Raw genomic sequence first — 22366 nt, forward strand, 5'->3', positions numbered from 1 at the left:
CCCATGGTCAGCCTCAGCCAAGACCCGCCACTGCCGCCGCTGCGCCAGGAGCTGCGCCTGGAGCCGGCCAGCAGCGACGACGCCGGGGCGCCGCGCTGGCGCCTGTACGACCCGCTGCAGCACCGTTTCTACCTGCTCGGTGGCGACGACGTCACCCTGCTCTCGCTGTGGCACCACGGCACCGTTGGCGGCCTGCGCCAGGCCCTGGCCGCGCGCCGCCAGGCCTGGGACAACGACGCCTTCGAAGGCCTGGTGAAATTCCTCGCCGACCACCACCTGCTGCAAGCCCGCGGCCGCCAGGCCTACCAACGCCTGGCCGAACAGGCCGAGCGCCTGCGCGGCCACGGCCTGCGCGGGCTGGTCGGGCGCTTGCTGGGGTTCCGCCTGCCGATGTGGGCGCCGCACTCGCTGCTGCGCTACTGCCTGCCGATGCTGCAAGCCATCGGCGGGCGCACGGTGGTCAGCGTGTGGGCCGTGTTCACCCTGCTCGGGCTGTACCTGACCAGCCGCCAGTGGGACGAATTCATCGGTACGTTCTCGAACTTCTTCAGCGTGCAAGGGGTGGTCGCCTACGCCTGCGCCCTGGCCGGGCTGAAGGTGCTGCACGAGCTGGGCCACGCTTACATGGCGATGACCCGCGGCGTGCGCGTGGGCAAGATGGGCGTGTCGATCTTCATGGGCGTACCGATGCTGTTCACCGAACTGGGTGACGTGGCCCGGCTCAACGACCCGCGCGCGCGGATGTGGGTCGCCGCCGGCGGGGTGATCGCCGAAACCTTCGTCGCCGGCCTGGCCACCCTGGCCTGGGCGGTGTTCCCCGAAGGCACCCTGCGCAGCATCGCCTTCGTGCTGGCCACCTCCAGCTGGACTACCAGCCTGTTCATCAACCTCAACCCGCTGTCGCGCTTCGACGGTTACTACTTCCTGAGCGACGCGTTGAAGATCGACAACCTGCAGCCGCGCGCGCTGGCCTGGAACCAATGGCTGCTCGGGCGCTGCCTGCTCGGCCCGGTGGAAGAACCGCCAGAAGCGCTGAGCCCCGGCCGCGCGGTGTTTTTCACGGTGTACGGCACCCTGGTGTGGTGCTACCAGATCACCCTGAGCTGCACCATCGCCTGGTTCACCTACAAGCAATTGTTCGAACTGGCCGGCCTGGCGCTGCTCGGCTATGCCCTGTGGAATTTCGTCGGCCGCCGCCTGCTGCGGGTCGGCGCGCACTGGTGGAAGCTGCGCGAGCGCGTGGCCCAACGCCGCCGCACCGGGCTGTGGCTGCTCGGCGGCGCCCTGCTGGGGCTGTTGCTGCTGCCGCTGGACCGCCACGTCAGCGTGCCGGCAATGCTCGGCTGGCAGCAAGAGGTGCCGATCCAGGCCCCGGAAGACGCGCGCATCGAAGAAGTGCACCTGCAGCCCGGCGCGGCGGTGAGCAAGGGCCAACTGCTGGCGCGTTTCTATTCGCCAGAGCTCGACAGCAAGCGCGCCGAGGCGCAGTTGAACCTGGTGATCGCCAGCGAGCGCCTCGACCGCATCGGCGGCGACGCCAAGGACCGCGCCGAAACCATCGTGCTGCGCCAGCAGCAACTGCAAGCCCAGGCCGACCTCAAGGGCCTGGCCGAGCGCGCCGCCATGCTCGAATGGCGCGCCCCTGAAGACGGCGTGCTGGCCGACGTGCCGGCCAACCTGCAGGCCGGCATGTGGGTGCGCCCTGCCACCACCCTGGGCCGGGTGCTGATCGGCGCCAGCCAGGATGCCAGTGGCTTCGTCAACGAAAAAGACATCAGCCGCTTGCAGGCCGGCGCCGAGGGCGTGTTCATCGCCGACGAGCCCAGCCTGCCCAAGCGCAGGGTGCGCCTGGCCCGGCTTGAAGACCAAGCCAGCGAATTCATCAGCCCCGACAGCCTCAGTTCGCGCTACGGCGGGCCAATCGACGCCCAGGAAGACAAAGAACACCGCTCGGTGCCGGTCAGTGCCCAGCACCGGGTCAGCTTCGAGGTACTGGGCTCCGCCCCGGAAGGCGCCGCCCAGCAGATACGCGGGCAAATTCAGCTAGCGGCAACGCCGCAAAGCCTGGCCGAACAAAGCCTGACCCGCCTTTGGCACCTGCTGATCGCCGAGTTGCGTGATTGACCCTGACAACAACGCTCAATGCTGGAACTGCCTGCGCCTGACGGCCTGATGGGCGAGCACCGGCAACTTTACGGGAGAAGTAGTATGCTCAACCGCCGTGGCTTTTTGTGCGCCTCCAGTGCCCTGATGCTCGCCGGCGCCCTGCCGGGCGCGCGCGCCGCCGGGTTGCCCAGCCAGGGCACCTTGTTGTTTGGCTACCCACCAGGCTCGATCGGCAGCCAACTGGCGCTGGGCGCCACGACCATCCTGGCGAGCACCGCCGGGGTGCAGTACCAGTTGCGCAACATTGAGGGCCGTAACACCCGCCTGGCGGCTGAAATGGCGGCCAAGGGCACTCCGGATGGCAGCGTGTTGCTGCAAGCGCAATCCACCGCCACCTGCCTGCTGCCAGCGGTTTACCGCAACCTGGGCTATGACCCGCAGAAGGATTTTGCCCCGCTGGCGTGTTTTGGAGAATACTCACTGTCGCTGACCGTCGGCCCGGCGGTGCCGCGCAGCGTGACCACCCTGGCGCAGTACGAGGCCTGGGTGAAGAACAACCCAGACCTGCGCGACATCGGCTTCGCCATCTACGGCTCGCAAGGTCACCTGGCGACGCTGATGCTCGCGCAAAGGGCCGGCATGGCCTTCAACGCGCGGCCCTACCAAGGTTCTGGCATCCTGATCGACGACCTGAAAAACGGCAACCTCGCCGCTGGCTTTACGGCTGCAGGCAACGGCAACTCGGCGCTGTGGGCCAACGGTACGCTGCGCTCGATCGGCACCACCCAGGCGCGCCGGGTGCCCTACTGGCCGAACGTGCCCACGCTGCAGGAACAAGGCGTAGCGGGCATGGACATCAACGTGTGGTACGGCTGGTATGCCCCCGCAGCCACGCCTACGGGGCTGCTGAACGAGCTGACCGGCAAGATTGCCGAGATGCAAGCCAAGCCCGACTATCTGGAGCTACAAAAGCGCCTGTTGATCACCCCCCTGCGGCTGACGCCGGAGCAAATTCAACAACGCACCGCGCAAGAAACCGCGCAATATGCGCAACTCTCGCGTTCGTTGGGGCTGAAGTACCTCGACTGAGCCAGCCCAACGCCGTGCATTGACTACACTACTCAGGATCGGATCCAGGTGATCTGCCCCCCAGGAGTACGCTAAATGCACCGCAGCAGGCGCAGGTTTCTCGGTAATTCCATGGCCATGTTGCTGGCCGGCGCCCTGCCGGCCTGGGCGGCCGGGCCAGAAACGGAGGTGAACACACTGGTGTTCGGGGTACCTCCGGGTGCGGTCGGCGAGCGCTTGGCAGGGCGCACCCTGGCAATGCTGGCCGCGCAGTACCAAGCCAACTATGAACTGCAGATCGTCCCCACCCATAACACCCAGGATGCCACCCGCCAGGTGAAGATCGCCCCGGCCGATGGCTCTACGCTGTTGCAGGTGCAGTCTGGCTCGATGGTGTTGTTCCCAAGCATGTACCGCAAGCTTGACTACGACCCGCTGGCCGACTTCACGCCGCTGGGCCTGTTGGGCGCCTACGACTACGCCCTGGCAGTGGGCCCGGCGGTGCCGGCTTCGGTGCGCACGGTGGACCAATACCTGGCCTGGGTGCAACGCAACCCCGACTACCGCGACCTCGGCTTTACCCTGTATGGCTCCCAGGGCCACCTGGGCAGCCTGATGCTGGCGCGGATCAAGGAAATCGCCCTGCGGCCCCAGGCCTACCATGGCCCACTGGCGATGTTCAGCGATTTGCGCGACGGCCAACTGGCCGCCGCGCTAGTGGTCAGCAGCAACCAGAAGCTGCTGGGGGGCGGCAGTATTCGCGCCTTGGCGGTGAGCAGCGCCGAGCGGCTGCAGGCCTGGCCCGAGGTGCAGACCTTCGCCGAGCAAGGCCTGCCGGAACTGATTCTCGACGGTTGGTACGGTTGGTTTGCCCCCGCGGCCCTGCCCGCCGCGCAAGCCGCCAACCTCACCCGCATGTTGCGCGGGGTGCAGGCCAGCCAGGATTACCAGGCCATGCAGCAAGACCTGCTGCTGCGCCCGGCACTGCTCACCCCGGCGCAGATCCACAGCCGCATGCGCGAAGAAATCGACCGCTACGCCGGCTTGGTGAAAACCTACGGGCTGGGCCCGATCGGTTGATTGTCCGACACTCCGGCAAAATGTAGTGCTACGAAAGTAGCACTACAAAAACAGTTGACGTGCCGCCTTTGCCCTTGCATGATTGGCCCATCTCCCCGACCGGGAGCGCTGGAAACAGCGGCCTGATCCACCTGGCCAGCCGCCAGGTGCTTCGTGAATGTGCTGCCCATAAGGCAGATTGATGAGCTAACACGCAGGCATGCCCGTATTAACGGCGTGCCATGCTGCTGGACATTGTCAACTGCCGGGCAGGCCCACCTATTGCCTCCCCTTTGCCAATGCCGTCGCCCTGCGATCGCAGCCTGTGTGTGCCTGGCATTCGTATGTAGTGCCAAACCTCATCCACTACACAGCCTTGGGCCGTTGCCTTTAATCAACCGCTAGCACAAGACGAGGTGAAGGCCATGACTATCAACCTGAACGACCAACCCACCGTCGACGACCTGGCACAGCTGTTCGCCGCCCGCCGCGACAGCCACGACAGCCACATCCTCTGGGTGTGTGAAAGCGGTGACGTGCACATCGAGGCGCTGGGCCCGGAGGCCTGCGAAACCGCCTTCGAGCAACACCGCCCGAGCATGCGTGCGCGGCTGCGCACCTACCGCCGGGGCGGCGGCTACGTGGGCAAAAAGGCCGCGGCCGACCGCGACTTCCTGCACCGCGTGCTGCATACCCTCACGCAGGAATGCCAAGGGCTGCGCCGCGGCGCGGTGAAGGTGGTTGATCGTTACTGCTGAGCCGACGGCCCTTCGCCCGCACAGCCAGGCGAAGGGCCGCCCCCCTACCACCCTCTCTGCACACGGCCACTGCCCAGCACCTGCCCCATCACCCTCGGCAGGAAGCCATGGGGAAAGATCGGCTCGATGGCACTGGCAGCCTCCAGGCGCCGCGCCTGCTCCTCGCTCAATGCCACGCTCAACGCCCCCAGGTTGTCCTTGAACTGCGCCGCCGTGCGCGCGCCCAAAATCGGAATAACCCGCGGTGCCCGCCGCCCGAGCAGCCAGGCCAACGCCACCTGGGCGCTGCTGTGCCCGGTTTCCTCGGCCACGGCCTTGACCGTGTCGGCGATCAGCAGGTTGCGCTCCCGCAGTGCGCCCAGCCCAGACACCACCGCGCCGCGCCCGGCGGTGAACATGTCTTGCCCTTGGTAGGCCTGGATATCAGCCCGGCTGTATTTGCCGGTGAGCACCCCACCGGCCAGCGGCGACCAGGCCAGTACGGCAAGGTCCAGCTCAGCGGCCATCGGCAGCAGCTCATGTTCCACGCTGCGCTCGACCAGGCTGTGCTCGATCTGCAACGCCACGAACGGCGCCCAGCCGCGCAGCTCGGCAAGCATCTGCATGCGCGCCACCTGCCACGCCGGCGTGTCGCTGATGCCCACATACAGCACCTTGCCGGCCCGCACCAGGTCATCGAAGGCGCGCATCACCTCCTCCACCGGCGTGGTCGCGTCCCACACGTGCAGGTAGTAGAGGTCAAGGTAGTCAGTGTTCAACCGCCGCAGGCTGGCCTCCACCGCGCGGACCATGTTGCGCCGGTGGTTGCCGCCGGCGTTGATGTTGCTGGGGTCAAGGTTCAGCGAGTACTTGCTGGCGATCACCGCCTGCTCGCGGCGGCCCTGCAGCAGTTGCCCAAGCAAGCGCTCGGCGGTGCCACCGGTGTAGAAGTTGGCGGTGTCGATGAAGTTGCCGCCGGCGCCCAGGTAGGTGTCGAGAATATCCCGGCAATCTGCCTCGCTGGCGCCCCAGCCCCAGTCCTGGCCAAAGGTCATGGTGCCCAGCGCCACGGGGCTGACGCGCAAGCCAGAGCGGCCGAGGGTGGTGTAGTCGTTCAACTGAAGGGGCATGCTGCGCTCCTGCTGTGCAATGGGTGAGTCCCCAGCCTAAGCCCTTGCACTGTGCGGAAAAATCGCCTAATCCTGGATGCACCTTTAAGCAAGGCTTCACAGAGACCATGCCCGCCTTCGACCTGTTCCCGGCCATCGCCGCCTTTAGCCGCGTGGCCCACCATTCAAGCTTCAGCCGCGCCGCCCGCGAACTGGGCGTGTCGCCCTCGGCGTTGTCGCAAACCGTACGCAGCCTCGAGGCCCGCCTAGGGGTACGCCTGCTCGAGCGCAGCACCCGCCGGGTGGGCCTCACCGAGTTGGGCCAGCGCTTTCTCGAGGCCACCGGCGCCAGCCTGGGTGGGCTGGAGCAGGCCATCGCCGAGGTGGCCGAGTGGCGCGAGGCGCCGGCCGGGCTGCTGCGCCTGAACGTCTCCGACGTGGCCGCGCAGCTGTTGATCATGCCGCACCTGGCGGCGTTCATGGCCGCCTACCCGCAGGTGATCGTCGACCTGCACTGCGACAACAACCTGGTCGACCTGGTCGGCGGCGGCTTCGACGCCGGCATCCGCCTGGGCGAAAGCCTTGCCCACGACGTGGTCGCCGTGCCCCTGGGCGGCTCGCTGCGCGGCGCCACCTTCGCCGCCCCCGCCTACCTCGCCCGCCACGGCGCGCCGCGGGTACCGGCAGACCTGCTGCTGCACCGCTGCGCCTGCCCGCGGCTGGGCAACGGCCAGCAGCCGATGCGCTGGGAATACCAGCAAGGCGAACAATGGCTGGAGGTGCAAGCCAACCCAGCGATGATCACCAACACCGGCAGCCTGCTGCTCGATACCGCCCGCGCCGGCGCCGCCATCGGCTGCTACCTCGAGCCGGCGGTGCGCGCCGACTTCGCCGCCGGCACCCTGGTGCCGGTGCTCGAGCCTTGGTGGCCCAGCTACGGTGGCTTTTACCTGTACTACCCCAGCCGCGTGCTGATGCCGCGCAAGTTGCGCGTGTTCATTGATTTCATCAGCGCGCGCCAGCGTGTTTGATGGCGGCGGGTGTACACTGGGGGCATTGTTCCAACGCATAAAGGACGGGGAATATGCGCGCATGGCTTGGCTGGGTGGGTGGCATGGCAGTGGCGATGGGGGGCACGGCCCAGGCCGCGGAGTTTTCATCGGCCGACATCTGCAAGGCGGCGATCGCCGTCGAGATGGGCCGCTCGCCCAAATACATGAAGACCGACCGCCCCGGTGACACGCCGCAAATCTCCTACCGCCGCGAAGACGGCGACCTGTTCCGCTACCGCTGCCGCCTCGAAGGCTCGCGAGTGATCTGGTCGGGTTACCTGAGCGACGAAAAACTCTGGGGCCGCTGGCGCAACGCCTATGGCGATGGCGACACGCAAACCCATTACGCAGTCGACAACGGCAAACTCACCATCGAGAACGAACGGGCCGGCAGCCAGAGCTTCCAGCGCTCGGACTTTACCGTCAAGTAAGCGGGGAGCCCGCCTTGGGTGGCGGGCGTGGGGGGTCAGATCGCGGCGTTGCCGGTGTTGTCATCGGCCAGCGGGTCGTCTTCAACGGCCGGTGCATCGTCTTCCGGGTCCAGCGGGATCTCACCTTCATGGTCGGCGAGGTTGCCTTCACCTGGGGTCGCTTCCGGGTCCTGGCCGGGCATGAGCGGGTCCAGCGGGTCGGCCTGCGCTTGATCGTTGCCGAAACCACCTTGTTGTTGGGTGCTGTTGTGCATGTGTGCCTCCGTGGCCTGGGCAAGTTGCCTGGGCTCATAGGTTGGAGGCGCGCGCGGGCTGGGCGTGCGAAGCAGCGGCTGAACGGTCGTGGGTGCGGGGTTCGAGGGCCCTTCGCCCGGCACAGCCGGAGTGCTGTTCACTTAAGCAATCAAAGCGCTAAATCTTAGGTACAAAGCCTTGATCTCTCCCTGGTTTTTTACCGAGCGCATGATCTGACTGGCCCTTCGCCCGGCACAGCCGGCCTCCCACGGGGTCTGTGTTGCTTCCAAAATCAATGGCTTACACAAATCTGGTGGGAGGCCGGCTGTGCCGGGCGAAGGGCCGGGCAATCCACTGCAACCCCATACACCTCCCGCCACAGCTATGACACAATACGCGCAATGTCTGGCGTACCCCCCGCATTTATCCTTTAACCGCTTGGCCACCGCGCGCAACCCGTGCACGGGGCTGACCTACGTTCATCCGGGGCAAGCGCGCACCTCAAGCCGGTGCGCGCGCGTTGCCCCACTGTAAGTCATTGATAGGTAAACCCTTGATTTCAACTGCGAATATCACGATGCAGTTCGGCCCCAAGCCGCTGTTCGAAAACGTTTCGGTCAAATTCAACAACGGCAACCGTTATGGCCTGATCGGCGCCAACGGCTGTGGCAAGTCGACCTTCATGAAAATCCTCGGTGGCGACCTCGAGCCGTCCGGTGGGCAAGTGATGCTCGAGCCGAACGTGCGCCTGGGTAAGCTGCGCCAAGACCAGTTCGCCTACGAAGACTTCAGCGTGATCGACACGGTGATCATGGGCCATGAGCAACTGTGGAAGGTCAAGGCCGAGCGCGACCGCATCTACAGCCTGCCGGAAATGAGCGAAGACGACGGCATGAAGGTGGCCGAACTGGAGTCGGAATTCGCCGAAATGGACGGCTACACCGCCGAATCCCGCGCCGGTGAACTGTTGCTGGGCCTGGGGATCCCGCTCGAGCAGCACTTTGGCCCGATGAGCGAAGTCGCCCCCGGCTGGAAACTGCGGGTATTGCTCGCCCAGGCGCTGTTCTCCGACCCGGAAGTGCTGCTGCTCGACGAACCGACCAACCACCTGGACATCAACACCATCCGCTGGCTGGAAGGCGTGCTCACCGTGCGTAACAGCACCATGATCATCATTTCCCACGACCGCCACTTCCTCAACAGCGTCTGCACCCACATGGCGGACCTCGACTACGGCGAGCTGCGCCTGTTCCCGGGCAACTACGACGAGTACATGACCGCCGCCACCCAGGTGCGCGAGCGCCTGCTCTCGGACAACGCCAAGAAAAAAGCCCAGATCGCCGAACTGCAGCAGTTCGTCAGCCGCTTCTCGGCCAACGCCTCGAAGGCCAAGCAGGCCACCTCGCGGGCCAAGCAGATCGACAAGATCCAGCTCGAAGAGGTCAAGCCATCGAGCCGCGTGAGCCCGTACATCCGCTTCGACCAAACGAAAAAACTGCACCGCCAGGCGCTGACCCTCGACAAAGTGGCCAAGGGCTTCGACGCCAAACCGCTGTTCAGCGGCCTGAACCTGCAGGTCGAAGCCGGCGAGCGGGTGGCGATCATCGGCCCGAACGGCATCGGCAAAACCACCCTGCTGCGCACCCTGATGAGCGAACTGGCCCCGGACCAAGGCTCGGTGAAATGGGCCGAGGCCGCGGAGCTGGGCTACTACGCCCAGGACCACGCCCACGACTTCGAAGCCGACGACACCCTGTTCGACTGGATGGGCCAATGGACCCAGGGCGAGCAGAACATCCGCGCCGCGCTGGGGCGCATGCTGTTCTCCGCCGACGACATCCTCAAGTCAGTGAAGGTGCTCTCCGGGGGTGAACAAGGCCGCATGCTGTTCGGCAAGCTGGCGCTGCAAAAGCCCAACGTGCTGGTGATGGACGAACCCACCAACCACTTGGACATGGAGTCGATCGAGGCGCTCAACCTGGCGTTGGAGCACTACCCCGGCACCTTGCTGTTCGTTAGCCACGACCGTGAGTTCGTGTCGTCGCTGGCCACCCGCATCATCGAGCTGTCGGCCGATGGCGTGGTGGACTTCAGCGGTACCTACGACGACTACCTGCGTAGCCAGGGCGTGATCGTTTAAGCGCTTGCGGGCCCTTCGCCCGGCACAGCCGGCCTCCCACGGGTTCTGTATTGCCTCGTAAATCGATGGCTTAAACAAATCTGGTGGGAGGCCGGCTGTGCCGGGCGATGGGCCAGTCAGCTCATGCACTCAGTAAAACCATTTGAAAAAATCAGGGCTTTTAACCCTCAACTCAGCGTTTTGATTGCTTAAGTGAACAGCATTACGGCTTTACCGGGCGAAGGGCCCGCGCCGTCAGTGCACCACCTGCGGCCGCGCCGCCGCCACACCCTCCGCCAGCGGCTGCGGTGCCCGCAACAACAGCCAGTACGCCACCGCCGAAAACACCGCCACCGCCGCGCTGGTGATGAACGCCGAGTCGAAGTTGCCGCTGTACTGCACGCTGAAGCCGGTAATGATCGGCGCCGCCGACCCCGCCAGGTAGCCGCCGAAGTTCTGGATCGAGCCGAACGAGGCGACCCGTTCCGGCACCACCAGCACATTGACGATCATCCACGCTGTGGCACTGGAGATGCTGATGAAGAACATTGCCAGGCAGAGCATCGCCACGCACAGGGTCACGTCCTTGCTGTAACCCACCACCAGGCTGAACAACGCCGCCGCCAGCAGGCCGGTGATCACCACCCGCTTACGGCTGGCCACCAGCCCGACCCCACGCTTGACCAGCCAATCGCAGGCACGCCCAGCGACGATGGTCCCGGCCGCGCCGCAGAGGAACGCCAACGACACCACCCAGGCAGTCTTGAACAAGGCCAGGCCGTGTTGTTTTTCGAAATACCCCGGCAGCCAGGTGAGGTACAGCCAGATCATGTAGATCACCCCCATGAAACCCAACAGCGCGCCCCAGGTGTTGCGCTGGCGAAACAGCGCGGCCCAGTCGCGCAGCAACTGCTTGCCGTTGGTCGCCGGCGCGCCGGGGCGCTGGGGTTCGGCGCGGCCAGTGGCGGCCATGTACTCACGCTTGCTTTTGTAGAACGCGAACCAGCAGCCAGCCAGCACCAGGCCCAGCAGCCCGGTGATCAGGAACATCCCGCGCCAGCCGGCGTGGACCATGAACAACGTCAGCAGCGGCGGCGCCAGGCACGGGCCGATGCAGGTCGACGACCACACCAGCCCCGTGGCGGTGCCGCGCTCCTGCTCGTCGAACCACTCCGCCAGGGCCTTGGCCGCCGACGGGAACACCGGCGCCTCGCCGATGCCGAGCAGCACGCGCATGCCCATCAGGCTGGAGAACTGGCTGAACAGCCCGAAGGCCATCTGCGCCAGCGACCAGAGGATCAACGAGCCGCCCAGGGCCAGCTTGCTGCCGATACGGTCGATCAGGATGCCCAGCGGTAACTGCGAGAACGCATAGGCCAGGGAGAACGCCGAGAGCAGGATGCCCATCTCGCCCGGGGTGATGGAGAGGTCTTGCTGGATGGAGGTGTTGGCCACCGACAGCGCGCTGCGGTCGAGGTAGTTGATCACGCCGATCAGGAACAGAAACGCGATCGCCAGGTGCTTACAGGTTTTTATTGTTTTCATGGTCGCCTCTTGAAGGGCCTGCGCGGGTTAGCCGCCGCAACACTGTAGGGCCGTGCGTACCCGAGCGGCCAATGACGGCTTTGCATCGCGCGATAACGCTCGGTTATCGCGTTGTTAACGGTCACGCCGCTCAACCGGAATATTGCGTATTCCGCCCAATCACGGCTTTACAGGATCGCCTGTTATCGGTAACAGTAATGGCGCAGTCAACAACAACAAAAAGACTCAGGAGACCCACCGTGAGCTCCACAACGCCCTCCCCACGCCAGCTCCGCCGCGCCATCATCACCGGTGCCATCGGCGGCGCCCTCGAATACTACGATTTCGCCCTCTACGGCCTGGCCAGCGCGCTGGTGTTCGGCCAATTGTTTTTCCCCAGCCTCGGCCCCACCGGCGCGCTGCTGGCGAGCTTCGCCACCTACGGCGCGGGCTTTCTGGCGCGGCCATTCGGCGGGCTGTTCTTCGGCTCGCTGGGCGACCGCAAGGGCCGCAAGCTGGTGCTGCTGCTGACCATCGGCCTGATGGGCCTGGCCACCACCGCCATCGGCCTGCTGCCCACCGGCCCGGTGGGTGCCGTGCTGCTGGTGGCGCTGCGCTTGCTGCAGGGCTTTGGCGCCGGCGCCGAGCAGTCTGGGGCGACCACACTGATGAGCGAACTGGCACCCAAGCACCGCCGGGGGCTGTACGCGGCGCTGCCGTTCATGGGCATTTTCGCCGGCCTGGCGCTGGCGACCATCACCTTTCGCATCCTGCAAATGACCCTCACCCCGGAAGAAATCCTCGCCTGGGGCTGGCGCATTCCGTTCCTGGCCAGCGTGGTGCTGATCGCCATGGCGATCTGGATCCGCCTGAAGCTCAAGGAAAGCCCGGTGTTCGAGAACCTCGCCGCGCACCACGCGGTGGACCACGCGCCCATGCGCGCGGTGCTCACCGAGGCGCGCCGGCCGCTGGCGGCGACCATCCTGATGCGCCTGAGCGAGCAAGGCTCCTCCACCCTCTACGCCACTGTGGCGATTGCCTTTCTCACCGGCTTTGTAGCGCCGCGCACCGGTGTGACCGGGCTCGGCGCGGTGGGCACCAACGCGGTGCTCTGGGCGAGCCTGGCCAGCGTGCTGACCACCCCGCTGTTCGGCGCGCTGTCCGACCGCATCGGCCGCCTCAAGGTGTACCGCGCCGGTGCGCTGTTCGCCGCGGCCTGGGCGTTCCCGGCGTGGTGGATGCTCAGTACCGGCAACCAGGCGCTGGCGGTGATCGCCATCTTTGGCGGCTTTGCCATTGGCGCCAACTCGATGCTTGGCGCCCAGTGCGCGCACTTCACCGAGCTGTTCGGCAACCGTTACCGCTACTCCGGCGTGGCGCTGTCACGCGAGGTCGGCGCGCTGCTGTCCGGGGGGATCGCCCCGCTGCTGGGGGTGTTCCTGCTGAGCCGGGTCGACGGCGGCTATTGGGTGATGGCGCTGTACACCCTGGTGCTGGCCCTGGCCACCCTGGCCGGCACCTGGCTCTCGGTGGAAACCCGCGACCGCGAACTGACCGACCTGCACGACGCCATCGGCCAGGGCGCCGACCACAGCCAGCGCTACAACCCGCTGGGCAAGCCCGCCGCCCCTTAAGCCTTTTACGAACAAGAACAAGGAAACTGCCCCATGACTGACTCGCCCCCACGCCGCCTGCGCAGCCAGCAGTGGTTCGATGACCCGGACCACGCCGACATGACCGCGCTCTACACCGAGCGCTACATGAACTACGGCCTGACCCGCGCCGAACTGCAATCGGGCCGGCCGATCATCGGCATCGCCCAGACCGGCAGCGACCTGACCCCGTGCAACCGCCACCATCTGGAGCTGGCGCAGCGGGTCAAGGCGGGCATCCGCGACGCCGGCGGCATCCCGATGGAGTTCCCGGTGCACCCGATCGCCGAGCAGTCGCGCCGCCCCACCGCCGCGCTGGACCGCAACCTGGCCTACCTGGGCCTGGTGGAGATCCTCCATGGCTACCCGCTCGACGGCGTGGTGCTGACCACCGGCTGCGACAAAACCACCCCGGCCTGCCTGATGGCCGCCGCCACCACCGACCTGCCGGCCATCGTGCTCTCCGGCGGGCCGATGCTCGACGGCTGGCACAAGGGCCAGCGGGTCGGCTCGGGCACGGTGCTGTGGCACGCGCGCAACCTGATGGCCGCCGGCGAAATCGACTACGAAGGCTTTATGGAGCTGACCACCGCCGCCTCGCCGTCGGTGGGCCACTGCAACACCATGGGCACGGCGCTGTCGATGAACGCCCTGGCCGAGGCGCTGGGGATGTCCTTGCCCGGCTGCGCGAGCATCCCGGCGCCCTACCGCGAGCGCGGGCAGATGGCCTATGCCACCGGCGTGCGCGCGGTGGAAATGGTCCGCGAAGACCTGCGCCCGTCGCAGGTGATGAGCCGCGCGTCGTTCGAGAACGCCATCGCCGTGGCCTCGGCCCTCGGCGCCTCGAGCAACTGCCCGCCGCACCTGATCGCGATTGCCCGGCACATGGGCATCGAACTGAGCCTGGACGACTGGCAACGGATCGGCGAAGACGTACCGCTGTTGGTCGACTGCATGCCGGCCGGCAAGTACCTGGGCGAAAGCTTCCACCGCGCCGGCGGGGTGCCGGCGGTGATGCACGAACTGGCCAAAGCCGGGCGCCTGCACGGCGGCTGCAACACGGTAAGCGGGCGCAGCATTGGCGAAATCGTCAAGGCCCACGCCGCCCAGGATGCCGAAGTGATCCGCCCGTTCGAGCAACCGCTGATGCACCGCGCGGGTTTTATCGTGCTGTCGGGCAATTTTTTCGACAGCGCGATCATGAAGATGTCGGTGGTCGGCGAAGCGTTCCGCCGCACCTACCTGTCCGAGCCGGGCGCGGAGAACACCTTCGAGGCCCGCGCCATCGTTTTCGATGGCCCCGAGGACTACCACGCGCGAATCAATGACCCGCAACTGGACATCGACGAGCGCTGCATCCTGGTGATCCGCGGCTGCGGCACGGTGGGCTACCCGGGCAGCGCCGAGGTGGTGAACATGGCCCCGCCCACCGCGTTGATCAAACGCGGGGTGGACTCCCTGCCTTGCCTCGGCGACGGCCGCCAGAGCGGCACCTCGGCCAGCCCGTCGATCCTCAACATGTCGCCAGAGGCCGCCGTGGGTGGCGGCCTGGCGCTGCTTGAAACCAATGACCGGCTGCGCGTCGACCTCAACAACCGGCGCGTCGACCTGCTGGTCGACGAGGCCGAAATCGCCCGCCGGCAAGCCTTGAGCAAGCCGAGCATCCCGCCCTCGCAAACCCCCTGGCAAGCGCTGTACCGGCAGTTGGTCGGGCAACTCTCCACGGGCGGCTGCCTGGAGCCGGCTACCCTCTACCTGCGGGTGACCGCCGAGCACCCGGTGCCACGCCATTCCCATTGACCCGAAGGAACCGTACCCATGAAATTGCTGCGTTATGGAAACACCGGCCAAGAGAAACCCGGCCTGCTCGATGCCCACGGCCAACTGCGTGACCTCTCGGCCCACCTCGATGACCTCGCCGGCGAGCACCTGGCCCCGCAGGGCCTGGCACGCATCGCCGCGCTGGATCCGGCCAGCCTGCCCAAGGTAGAAGGCAACCCACGCATCGGCCCCTGCGTGGGCCGGGTCGGCAAGTTCATCTGCATCGGCCTGAACTACGCCGACCACGCCGCCGAATCCGGCATGGCGGTGCCGGCGGAACCGGTGATCTTCAACAAGTGGACCAGCGCCATCTGCGGCCCCAACGACGACGTGCAGATCCCCCGGCAGTCGAAGAAAACCGACTGGGAAGTGGAGCTGGGCGTGGTCATCGGCCAGGGTGGGCGCTACATCGACGAGGCCAACGCCTTCGAGCACGTGGCCGGCTACTGCGTGATCAACGATGTGTCCGAGCGCGAATGGCAGCTCGAACGCGGCGGCACCTGGGACAAAGGCAAGGGCTTCGACACCTTCGGCCCGATCGGCCCGTGGCTGGTGACCCGCGATGAAATCGCCGACCCCCATGCACTGAACCTGTGGCTGGAAGTCGACGGCCACCGTTACCAGAACGGCAACACCCGCACCCTGGTGTTTCGCATCCCGCAGCTGATCGCCTACGTCAGCCGCTGCATGAGCCTGCAGCCCGGCGACATCATCTCCACCGGCACCCCGCCGGGGGTGGGCATGGGCATCAAGCCGGCGCCCGTGTTCCTGCGCCCGGGGCAAACCATGCGGCTGGGCATCGAAGGGCTCGGCGAACAAAAACAAACCACCGTGCAGGCCGACTGACAGGAGGCTGTATGCAACTGACCCTCGCCAACAGCCTGCCGCCAGACTGGCAGCAGGCCGCCCTGCTCGGCCGCGTGCGTGGCCCGGCCGGGCCCTGCGTGGTGGCGATCCGCGCCGATGGCGTGTTCGACCTCACCGCGCAGTACCCCACCACCAGCCTGCTGCTCGAAACCGACGCCCCGGCCCTTGCCCTGCGCGCGGCCCAGGGCCCGCGCCTGTGCAGCGTCGAAGAACTGCTGGCCAGCCCCGAGCGGCTGCTGGCGCCGATCGACCTGCAGGTGATCAAGGCCGCCGGGGTGACCTTCGCCAGCAGCATGATCGAACGGGTGATCGAAGAAAAAGCCGCCGGCGACGCCGGCCGCGCCGAGGCCATCCGCCGCCAGGTGGGCCAGGCCATCGGCGGCAGCCTGGCCAACCTCGAACCCGGCTCGGCCCAGGCCATGGCGCTCAAGCAGGTGCTGATCGACCAGGGCATGTGGTCGCAGTACCTGGAAGTCGGCATCGGCCCAGACGCGGAAATCTTCACCAAGGCGCCAGTGCTGGCCGCGGTCGGCAGCGGCACGCCAATCGGCATCCACCCCAGTTCCAGCTGGAACAACCCCGAGCCGGAAGTGGTGCTGGTGGTCGACAGCCGCGGGCGCATCCATGGCGCGACCCTGGGCAATGATGTCAACCTGCGCGACTTCGAAGGCCGCAGCGCGTTGCTGCTGGGCAAGGCCAAGGACAACAACGCCTCCTGCGCCCTGGGGCCGTTCGTGAGGCTGTTCGATGAGCGCTTCAGCCTCGACGACGTGCGCCAGAGCGTGGTCAAGCTGAAGGTCGAAGGCGCCGAGGATGGCTTTGTGCTGCACGGCGAAAGCTCGATGGCGCAGATCAGCCGCGACCCGGCCAACCTGGTCGGCCAGGCCATTAACGGCAACCACCAGTACCCGGATGGCTTTGTGCTGTTTCTCGGCACCCTGTTCGCCCCCACCGAAGACCGCGACCAGCCCGGCGCCGGCTTCACCCACAAGCTTGGCGATGCGGTAAGCATCACCAGCGAACGCCTGGGCGGCCTGCACAATCGGGTCACCCACAGCGACAAGGCCGCGCCCTGGACCGAGGGCATTGGCGCGCTGATCAAAAGCTTGCAACACCGCTGACGGCCATTCGAAATAAGCTGCAGGTGCCGCGCTGGCGTGCAAAGAGGCCAGGCGCGGCAGCCCAGCCATGGCAGTGCAATACCCACCCACCTCGGCTAGCCCTCCCCACACCCCCCTGTTAAAGTCGGCGCCTCAGGCACTGCAAGGCAGTGCCAAAGTATCAGCAACGACTTTAACAAGGCCTTCTAACCCAATGACTTTACTGGTTTTATTCAGGCTGGTTCATTTCATCAGCCTGATGACGCTGTTCGGCGTGGCGCTGTTTCGCCCGCTGTTGATCGAAGCCCGTGGCCTGCCACCGTTGCGCCGCCTGATGGACCCGTTCCTGTGCATGGTCGCGCTGTTCGCCCTGCTCAGCGGCTTCGGCTGGCTGCTCGCCACCTCCGCGCAGATGGCCGGCGGCTGGCCGGCCGGTATTCAGCCCGCCACCTTGCGCACGGTGCTGTTCGGCACGTTCTTCGGCCACGTGTTCGGCGTGCACCTGGTGCTGTGCCTGGTGCAGCTGGTGTATTGGCGCATTCCCGGTTGGCGCTCGCACACCCCGGCACTGGCCTTGGGCACCCTGGCCCTGGGCACCCTTGCGCCGGTGGGCCACAGCGCCATGTTCAGCGGCCTGGGTGGCGGGCTGATGGTGCTCAACCAACTCGCGCACCTGCTCGCCACCGGCGCCTGGATCGGCGCGCTTGTTGTGATTATTTGCGCGAAGTTTAAACCGCAACTGATTGAATTTAATGAAGTTGCAAAACGCTTCAGCCCCTACGGCACGCCCTTGGTCGGGGTGATTCTGCTCACTGGCGTGGTCAACGTGCGGGTGCTCACCGGGCAGTTCCTGCCCAGCGGTTCGCCGTTCGCCACGGTGCTGGCGGTCAAGGCCGTGCTGGTGCTGGCGATGCTCGCCCTGGCCCTGTACAACCGCGTACAGGCCCGCCGCGAGCAGCCGAAAGGCCTGCTGCTGAGCGTGTGCGTAGAATGGTGCTGCGGCGCCGCGGCGCTGGTGGCGGTGGCCTTGCTGGGCACCCTCGCCCCCGTGCCGCTGGGGGTGGTATGAAGGCACAAGCACGGCACATTCTGGTCAAAACCAGCGACGAAGCCGAAGCGCTGAAGCTGCGCCTGGCCAAGGGCGAGGCGTTCGACGTACTCGCGCGCAAGCACTCGATTTGCCCGTCGGGCAAGCGTGGTGGGGATTTGGGAGAAGTGCGGCCCGGGCAGATGGTGCCGGTGATCGACCAGGTGATTTTCAAGAAGCCGCTGCGCACCGTGCATGGCCCGGTGAAGAGCAAGTTCGGCTACCACTTGGTGCAGGTGTTCTTTCGCGGCTAAACCTGGCGTGGCTAAACCTGGCGTGGCTAGGCCCGGCGTGCCGCCCGCGGCCGGCGGGCGGCGCAGGCCCCGATTACAGGCTGGCGTTGGCGCGCAGGCGCTCGCTGGCCTGAATCTGCCGATGGTTGATCGCCAGGTCGTTGCGCAAGCCCATGATCAGGTTGGAAATCGCCCGGCTGCTGGTCAGCCCGCGGCTGTCGATGCCGGTCACGGTCAGGTCGACGCGATCAGAGGCGCGGTCGAAAATCCGTACCGTCAGCGAGTTGTCCTGCGCCTGGCTGCACTGGCAGCGCTGTGGCAGGAAGCTGTTTTCGATGATATTGCGAAGTTCTAGTGTGGACAGCATGCTGGCCTCTCCCTTGTTGTGTTGATTCCCTGTGCGCTACGGCCCATACCCTCGCGCTTACAGCCTTGGCCGCCCCTTGCGGCTCCCCCTTTAGCAGCACGAACCGCGCCCGCTTTAATACCGTTCGTCTGCCCTTTAAAATCAATGCGTTAGGCAACATTCTTAACAAACAACCAAAAAGCCTTCATGCGTTTTGCACGGCGGCTCGATGGGGCCCATGCAAAATGCCGCCCGGTGCACCGTGATAGCGCAATGCAACGAACTTTCCCGGCCTCGCCTGCCTCTGTTGTTCATCTATAGAGGAGGCCCGCACATGCCCCGTGCAATCTGGAAAGGCGCCGTGAGTTTCGGCCTGGTGCACATCCCCGTCGCGCTGGTGTCGGCCACCGCGCCCCACGGCGTGGACTTCGACTGGCTCGACAAGCGCAGCCTGGACCCAGTCGGTTACAAGCGCGTGAACAAGGTCACCGGCAAGGAGATGAAAAAAGACGACATCGTCAAGGGCGTGGCCTTGCAGAAGGGCCAATACGTGGTGCTGAGCGAGGATGAGATCCGCGCGGCGCACCCGCTGGCGACCCAGACGATCGACATCACTGCGTTCATCCCCCGCGAAGAGATCCCCCTGCAGCACATCGACACGCCCTACTACCTGGCGCCAGACAAACGCGGCGAGAAGGTGTACGCGCTGCTGCGCGAAACCCTGGCCAGCACGAACAAGGTGGCGCTGGCCGAGGTGGTGCTGCACACCCGCCAGTACCTCTGCGCGCTGATGCCGCTGGGCGAGGCACTGGTGTTGGTGAAGCTGCGCTGGCCCGCCGAGGTGCGTGGGCTCGACACCCTCGAGCTGCCCGCCGCCGCCCGCGCGCCGGAACTGAAAAAAACCGAGCTGGCCATGGCCAAGAAGCTGGTGCAGGACATGAGCGGGCACTGGGCGCCCGATGACTACGTGGACTCCTTCGAAGCGAAGATCATGGCGCTGGTGGAGCAAAAAGCTCGCCAAGGCAAGCTCGAGGCGGTAGAGCAGCCTGAGGCCGAACCGCGCAAAGGCGCCGAGGTGATCGACCTGACCGAACTGCTCAAGCGCAGCCTGGGGGGCAAGCCGGCGGCGGGCAAGGCCAAGCGCCCCGCCAAGGGCAAAGCCGCCAGTAAACGCCCGAAAGCCTCCTGAGGCTAGCTGGTAGATCTATCAGCTAGGCGAACAATTACAAAATGCTTACAAGGTGCGCTATCGCGCACCGTCCCGCCGTCCTTGCGCACACCCTCGCCAATAAGGATGGCCCTTTCCATGCCCCGCCCGAGCACTGCCTATTTCTGCGCCACGCTAGCGCTCAGCTGCCCCGCCGCCCACGCCGCGTGTGACCTCAGCCCCGGCGCCGGCGACGACACCTACACCTGTGACAGCGGCAGCGCCAGCGGCCTGGTGGACCTCAGCGGCAACAACCGCCTGGTATTCCCGGCCGGCTCCACGGCGGTGGTCAGCGGGCCGATCAGCTTTGGCGACGGTGCCGACAGCGCGCTGATCGAAGGCGGCACCCTGCAAGGCGCGCTCAGCCAGGGCGGCGGCATCGATGACTTCGTGATGACCGGCGGCACCCTCGCCTCGCTGGCCCAAGGGGATGGCCGCGACACCTTCAACATGAGCGGCGGTACCCTTCTCGGCGCCTTCGAAGACGGCGATGTGGCCTACTTCAGCGGCGGCAGTATCGGCCGGGTCGACATGAAGCTCGACAACAACCTGTTCGACATGAGCGGCGGCACGATCATCGGTAACCTGGTGACCGGCCTGGGCCAAGACACCATCCTGCTCTCGGGCGGGCAGATTGGCGGCAACATCAGCACCAGCGCCGGCGACGACCTGATCCGCATCAGCGGCGGGGAGCTGCGCGGCAACCTCCTCGCCAGTGTTGGCAACGACACCGTGCAATGGGCGGGCGGCAGCGTGCTGGGCAGCCTCGACCTGGGCCCCGGCGATGACCAACTGACCCTTGCCGGGCTAGGCAGCGCCGCCCTCGCCGCGCCGCCGCGCTATGACGGCGGGCTGGGCAGCGACAGCCTGGTGATCAGCGCCAGCCAGCCGCTGGGCGCGGCCCGGTACCTGAACTTCGAGCGCATCAGCCTGCAAGATGGCAGCCTCTGGCGCTTCGACGACACCCTCACCCTCGGCGACAGCGCCAGCCTCAGCGGCAGCCTGACCATTGCCGAGCAAAGCACCCTGGCCTCGGCCGGTGGCAGCGTTGCCGCGCTGAGCGGGCTGGCCAGCGTGGTCAACGCCGGCACCCTCGACCTGAGCGCTTCTGGCGCCCACGCCGGCGACACCTTCACCGTGCTCGGCAACTACCAGGGCGCCGGCGGTACCCTGGTGCTGCAGAGCGTGCTGGCCGGCGATGGCAGCCCCAGCGATGCGCTGGTCGTCAGTGGCGGCACCCTCAGTGGGCAAACCCTGCTGCGGGTCAGCAACCTCGGCGGTGGCGGCGCCGCCACCGGCGCCGACGGCATCGCCGTGGTGCAGGCGGTGAACGGCGCCAGCAGCAGCCCGGGCGCCTTCACCCTGGGTGCGCCGTTGGCGGCCGGGGCCTACCAATACCACCTGTTCCGCGGCGGCGTTAGCGCCGGCAGCGAAAACAACTGGTACCTGCGCTCCAGCGTGGTCGGCCCCACCGCTGGCGAGGCACCCACGGTGGCCGCCGAGGGAGTGGGCATCAGCGCGGCCAGCGGCGCGCTGATCGAGGCCGTGCCGGTGCTGCCCAGCGCCGCCGCCGGCGAAAGCATCCCCCTGTACCGCATGGAAGCACCGCTGTACGCGGCCGTGCCGGGCGTGGCCCAGGGCCTGCTGCGCCTGGCGGTGGGTAGCTTCCATGAACGCCATGGCCAACCCCAGGCCACCCTGCGCAGCGCCAGTTGGGGCCGGCTGATCGGCGAGCAAAGCCGCCAGCGCTGGGCCGGTGCCGCGCAGCCACGCTTTGCCGGGCGCAGCAGTGGCTTCCAGGTGGGGCAAGACGTTTTTACCGGAACACTGGGCAGTGGCCAGCAGCAGGCTGGGGTGTTTGCCGGCACCCTGCGCGGGCGCGGCGCGGTGCAGGGCTTCCACGACGGCTGGGCGAACAGCCGCGCCGGCCGGTTGAGCTTGCGCAGCGACCAACTCGGCGCCTACTGGACCTGGCAAAGCCAGCAGGGCCTTTATGTAGACGCGCAGCTGGCCACCAGCCGCTTCGATGGCAAGGCCCGCTCTGACCGCGGGCTGGCGCTGAACTTGGCCGGCCATGGCCAGGTGGCTTCAGTCGAGGCCGGGGTACCCTGGCGCCTGGGCACGCTGCAACTGGAGCCGCAGGCGCAACTGATCGCCAGCCGTGTGGCGCTCGACCGCAAGGCCGACGCGGTGTCGACCGTGGGGTTTGCCGCGGGCACCGCCTGGCAAGGCCGGCTGGGCCTGCGCCTGAGCCCGGCGGGTAACCCCAGCCGGCGCCTGCAACCGTGGTTGCGGGCCGACCTCACCCACACCCTGGCCGGCCACGACAGCGTGACCTACGCCAGCAGCGACCGCCTCAGCAGCCAGCGCCGCGCCAGCCGCGCCGACCTGCTGGCCGGCGCTACCTGGGCACTGACGGCGGAGCTGGCATGGGTGGCCAGCGTGGGCTACAGCCAGCAGCTCGACAGCCAGCCGCAGGCCAGCCACTGGGCCAGCCTGGGGGTGCGGCTAAGCTGGTGAGCGCCCCCCGGTGATCGAATGCACTTGATAGTTGGCGCCACGATGCGGATGATCGGCGTACCGGCCATAACAGCACGCAACGGAGGCGCAGCGG

At 66.7% G+C, this 22366-nt stretch carries 19 protein-coding genes; 15 read left to right on the forward strand and 4 right to left on the reverse strand.

The window, feature by feature from the left end:
- The first annotated feature begins 3 nt into the window (after positions 1-3).
- The 4 genes from ACFZCE_RS17525 (at position 4) to ACFZCE_RS17540 (ending at position 4991) form a co-directional block, all read left to right on the forward strand.
- Positions 4-2124: an efflux RND transporter periplasmic adaptor subunit gene (locus tag ACFZCE_RS17525; RefSeq protein WP_390941253.1), complete on the forward strand. Its 2121-nt coding sequence runs from the start codon at positions 4-6 to the stop codon at positions 2122-2124.
- 84 nt (positions 2125-2208) lie between these two features.
- Positions 2209-3195, forward strand: coding sequence for a tripartite tricarboxylate transporter substrate-binding protein (locus ACFZCE_RS17530; RefSeq protein ID WP_390941255.1), 987 nt, complete (start codon positions 2209-2211; stop codon positions 3193-3195).
- Between the two features lie 75 nt (positions 3196-3270).
- Positions 3271-4254 (forward strand): tripartite tricarboxylate transporter substrate-binding protein, encoded by a 984-nt coding sequence (locus ACFZCE_RS17535; RefSeq protein WP_390941257.1) that lies wholly within the window; start codon positions 3271-3273, stop codon positions 4252-4254.
- Between the two features lie 410 nt (positions 4255-4664).
- On the forward strand, positions 4665-4991 hold the full coding sequence (locus ACFZCE_RS17540; protein ID WP_390941515.1) for a hypothetical protein: 327 nt from the start codon (positions 4665-4667) through the stop codon (positions 4989-4991).
- A gap of 44 nt (positions 4992-5035) precedes the next feature.
- On the opposite strand, the gene ACFZCE_RS17545 is transcribed toward ACFZCE_RS17540, so the two are convergent.
- Entirely contained in the window at positions 5036-6100 is a 1065-nt protein-coding gene (locus tag ACFZCE_RS17545; RefSeq protein ID WP_390941259.1) for an aldo/keto reductase, read from the reverse strand.
- Between the two features lie 107 nt (positions 6101-6207).
- Here ACFZCE_RS17545 and ACFZCE_RS17550 point away from each other — a divergent pair, with 107 nt between their 5' ends.
- Positions 6208-7110 (forward strand): LysR substrate-binding domain-containing protein, encoded by a 903-nt coding sequence (locus tag ACFZCE_RS17550; protein ID WP_390941261.1) that lies wholly within the window; start codon positions 6208-6210, stop codon positions 7108-7110.
- 53 nt (positions 7111-7163) lie between these two features.
- A complete protein-coding gene (locus ACFZCE_RS17555; protein ID WP_390941263.1) occupies positions 7164-7562 on the forward strand; it encodes a hypothetical protein in 399 nt (132 codons plus the stop codon).
- Between the two features lie 35 nt (positions 7563-7597).
- On the opposite strand, the gene ACFZCE_RS17560 is transcribed toward ACFZCE_RS17555, so the two are convergent.
- Complete coding sequence (locus ACFZCE_RS17560; RefSeq protein WP_390941265.1) at positions 7598-7816, reverse strand: hypothetical protein; 219 nt, start codon at positions 7814-7816, stop codon at positions 7598-7600.
- Positions 7817-8349: 533 nt separating this feature from the next.
- Here ACFZCE_RS17560 and ACFZCE_RS17565 point away from each other — a divergent pair.
- Positions 8350-9936 carry an ABC-F family ATPase gene (locus tag ACFZCE_RS17565; protein ID WP_390941267.1) on the forward strand — a complete coding sequence of 529 codons (1587 nt, stop codon included), beginning with the start codon at positions 8350-8352 and terminating at the stop codon, positions 9934-9936.
- A 234-nt stretch (positions 9937-10170) separates the two neighbouring features.
- Here ACFZCE_RS17565 and ACFZCE_RS17570 read toward each other — a convergent pair whose 3' ends face one another.
- On the reverse strand, positions 10171-11460 hold the full coding sequence (locus ACFZCE_RS17570; protein WP_390941269.1) for an MFS transporter: 1290 nt from the start codon (positions 11458-11460) through the stop codon (positions 10171-10173).
- A gap of 239 nt (positions 11461-11699) precedes the next feature.
- On the opposite strand from ACFZCE_RS17570, the gene ACFZCE_RS17575 reads away from it, so the two are divergent.
- The 6 genes from ACFZCE_RS17575 to ACFZCE_RS17600 all read left to right on the forward strand — a co-directional run bounded on the left by ACFZCE_RS17575 (position 11700) and on the right by ACFZCE_RS17600 (position 18220).
- Positions 11700-13073, forward strand: coding sequence for an MFS transporter (locus ACFZCE_RS17575; protein WP_390941271.1), 1374 nt, complete (start codon positions 11700-11702; stop codon positions 13071-13073).
- 33 nt (positions 13074-13106) lie between these two features.
- On the forward strand, positions 13107-14891 hold the full coding sequence (locus ACFZCE_RS17580) for a dihydroxy-acid dehydratase (protein ID WP_390941273.1): 1785 nt from the start codon (positions 13107-13109) through the stop codon (positions 14889-14891).
- 18 nt (positions 14892-14909) lie between these two features.
- A complete protein-coding gene (locus ACFZCE_RS17585; protein ID WP_390941275.1) occupies positions 14910-15758 on the forward strand; it encodes an ureidoglycolate lyase in 849 nt (282 codons plus the stop codon).
- Between the two features lie 11 nt (positions 15759-15769).
- Positions 15770-16900 carry a fumarylacetoacetate hydrolase family protein gene (locus ACFZCE_RS17590; RefSeq protein ID WP_390941277.1) on the forward strand — a complete coding sequence of 377 codons (1131 nt, stop codon included), beginning with the start codon at positions 15770-15772 and terminating at the stop codon, positions 16898-16900.
- Positions 16901-17093: 193 nt separating this feature from the next.
- The gene (gene copD, locus ACFZCE_RS17595; RefSeq protein WP_390941279.1) at positions 17094-17948 is read left to right on the forward strand and encodes a copper homeostasis membrane protein CopD; all 855 of its coding nucleotides are present in this window, start codon (positions 17094-17096) and stop codon (positions 17946-17948) included.
- Positions 17945-18220, forward strand: coding sequence for a peptidylprolyl isomerase (locus tag ACFZCE_RS17600; protein WP_390941281.1), 276 nt, complete (start codon positions 17945-17947; stop codon positions 18218-18220). The genes copD and ACFZCE_RS17600 overlap by 4 nt, the downstream gene beginning before the upstream one ends.
- 73 nt (positions 18221-18293) lie before the next feature.
- Here ACFZCE_RS17600 and ACFZCE_RS17605 read toward each other — a convergent pair whose 3' ends face one another.
- A complete protein-coding gene (locus ACFZCE_RS17605) occupies positions 18294-18566 on the reverse strand; it encodes a DUF1652 domain-containing protein (RefSeq protein ID WP_390941283.1) in 273 nt (90 codons plus the stop codon).
- Between the two features lie 313 nt (positions 18567-18879).
- Between ACFZCE_RS17605 and ACFZCE_RS17610 the strand changes: the two genes are divergently transcribed.
- A complete protein-coding gene (locus tag ACFZCE_RS17610) occupies positions 18880-19734 on the forward strand; it encodes a Ku protein (protein ID WP_390941285.1) in 855 nt (284 codons plus the stop codon).
- A 117-nt stretch (positions 19735-19851) separates the two neighbouring features.
- The gene (locus ACFZCE_RS17615) at positions 19852-22272 is read left to right on the forward strand and encodes an autotransporter outer membrane beta-barrel domain-containing protein (protein ID WP_390941287.1); all 2421 of its coding nucleotides are present in this window, start codon (positions 19852-19854) and stop codon (positions 22270-22272) included.
- Positions 22273-22366: the final 94 nt, after the last annotated feature.

Origin of the sequence: Pseudomonas sp. NPDC007930 (assembly GCF_042958985.1) — a bacterium.
Taxonomy (GTDB): Bacteria; Pseudomonadota; Gammaproteobacteria; order Pseudomonadales; family Pseudomonadaceae; genus Aquipseudomonas.

Bases quoted from the DNA above. Each gene is read 5' to 3' on its own strand.
- ACFZCE_RS17525 (WP_390941253.1), top strand. From the start codon at position 4: ATGGTCAGCCTCAGCCAAGACCCGCCACTGCCGCCGCTGCGCCAGGAG.
- ACFZCE_RS17530 (WP_390941255.1), top strand. From the start codon at position 2,209: ATGCTCAACCGCCGTGGCTTTTTGTGCGCCTCCAGTGCCCTGATGCTC.
- ACFZCE_RS17535 (WP_390941257.1), top strand. From the start codon at position 3,271: ATGCACCGCAGCAGGCGCAGGTTTCTCGGTAATTCCATGGCCATGTTG.
- ACFZCE_RS17545 (WP_390941259.1), bottom strand. From the start codon at position 6,100: ATGCCCCTTCAGTTGAACGACTACACCACCCTCGGCCGCTCTGGCTTG.
- ACFZCE_RS17550 (WP_390941261.1), top strand. From the start codon at position 6,208: ATGCCCGCCTTCGACCTGTTCCCGGCCATCGCCGCCTTTAGCCGCGTG.
- ACFZCE_RS17555 (WP_390941263.1), top strand. From the start codon at position 7,164: ATGCGCGCATGGCTTGGCTGGGTGGGTGGCATGGCAGTGGCGATGGGG.
- ACFZCE_RS17560 (WP_390941265.1), bottom strand. From the start codon at position 7,816: ATGCACAACAGCACCCAACAACAAGGTGGTTTCGGCAACGATCAAGCG.
- ACFZCE_RS17570 (WP_390941269.1), bottom strand. From the start codon at position 11,460: ATGAAAACAATAAAAACCTGTAAGCACCTGGCGATCGCGTTTCTGTTC.
- ACFZCE_RS17580 (WP_390941273.1), top strand. From the start codon at position 13,107: ATGACTGACTCGCCCCCACGCCGCCTGCGCAGCCAGCAGTGGTTCGAT.
- ACFZCE_RS17585 (WP_390941275.1), top strand. From the start codon at position 14,910: ATGAAATTGCTGCGTTATGGAAACACCGGCCAAGAGAAACCCGGCCTG.
- ACFZCE_RS17590 (WP_390941277.1), top strand. From the start codon at position 15,770: ATGCAACTGACCCTCGCCAACAGCCTGCCGCCAGACTGGCAGCAGGCC.
- copD (WP_390941279.1), top strand. From the start codon at position 17,094: ATGACTTTACTGGTTTTATTCAGGCTGGTTCATTTCATCAGCCTGATG.
- ACFZCE_RS17600 (WP_390941281.1), top strand. From the start codon at position 17,945: ATGAAGGCACAAGCACGGCACATTCTGGTCAAAACCAGCGACGAAGCC.
- ACFZCE_RS17605 (WP_390941283.1), bottom strand. From the start codon at position 18,566: ATGCTGTCCACACTAGAACTTCGCAATATCATCGAAAACAGCTTCCTG.
- ACFZCE_RS17610 (WP_390941285.1), top strand. From the start codon at position 18,880: ATGCCCCGTGCAATCTGGAAAGGCGCCGTGAGTTTCGGCCTGGTGCAC.
- ACFZCE_RS17615 (WP_390941287.1), top strand. From the start codon at position 19,852: ATGCCCCGCCCGAGCACTGCCTATTTCTGCGCCACGCTAGCGCTCAGC.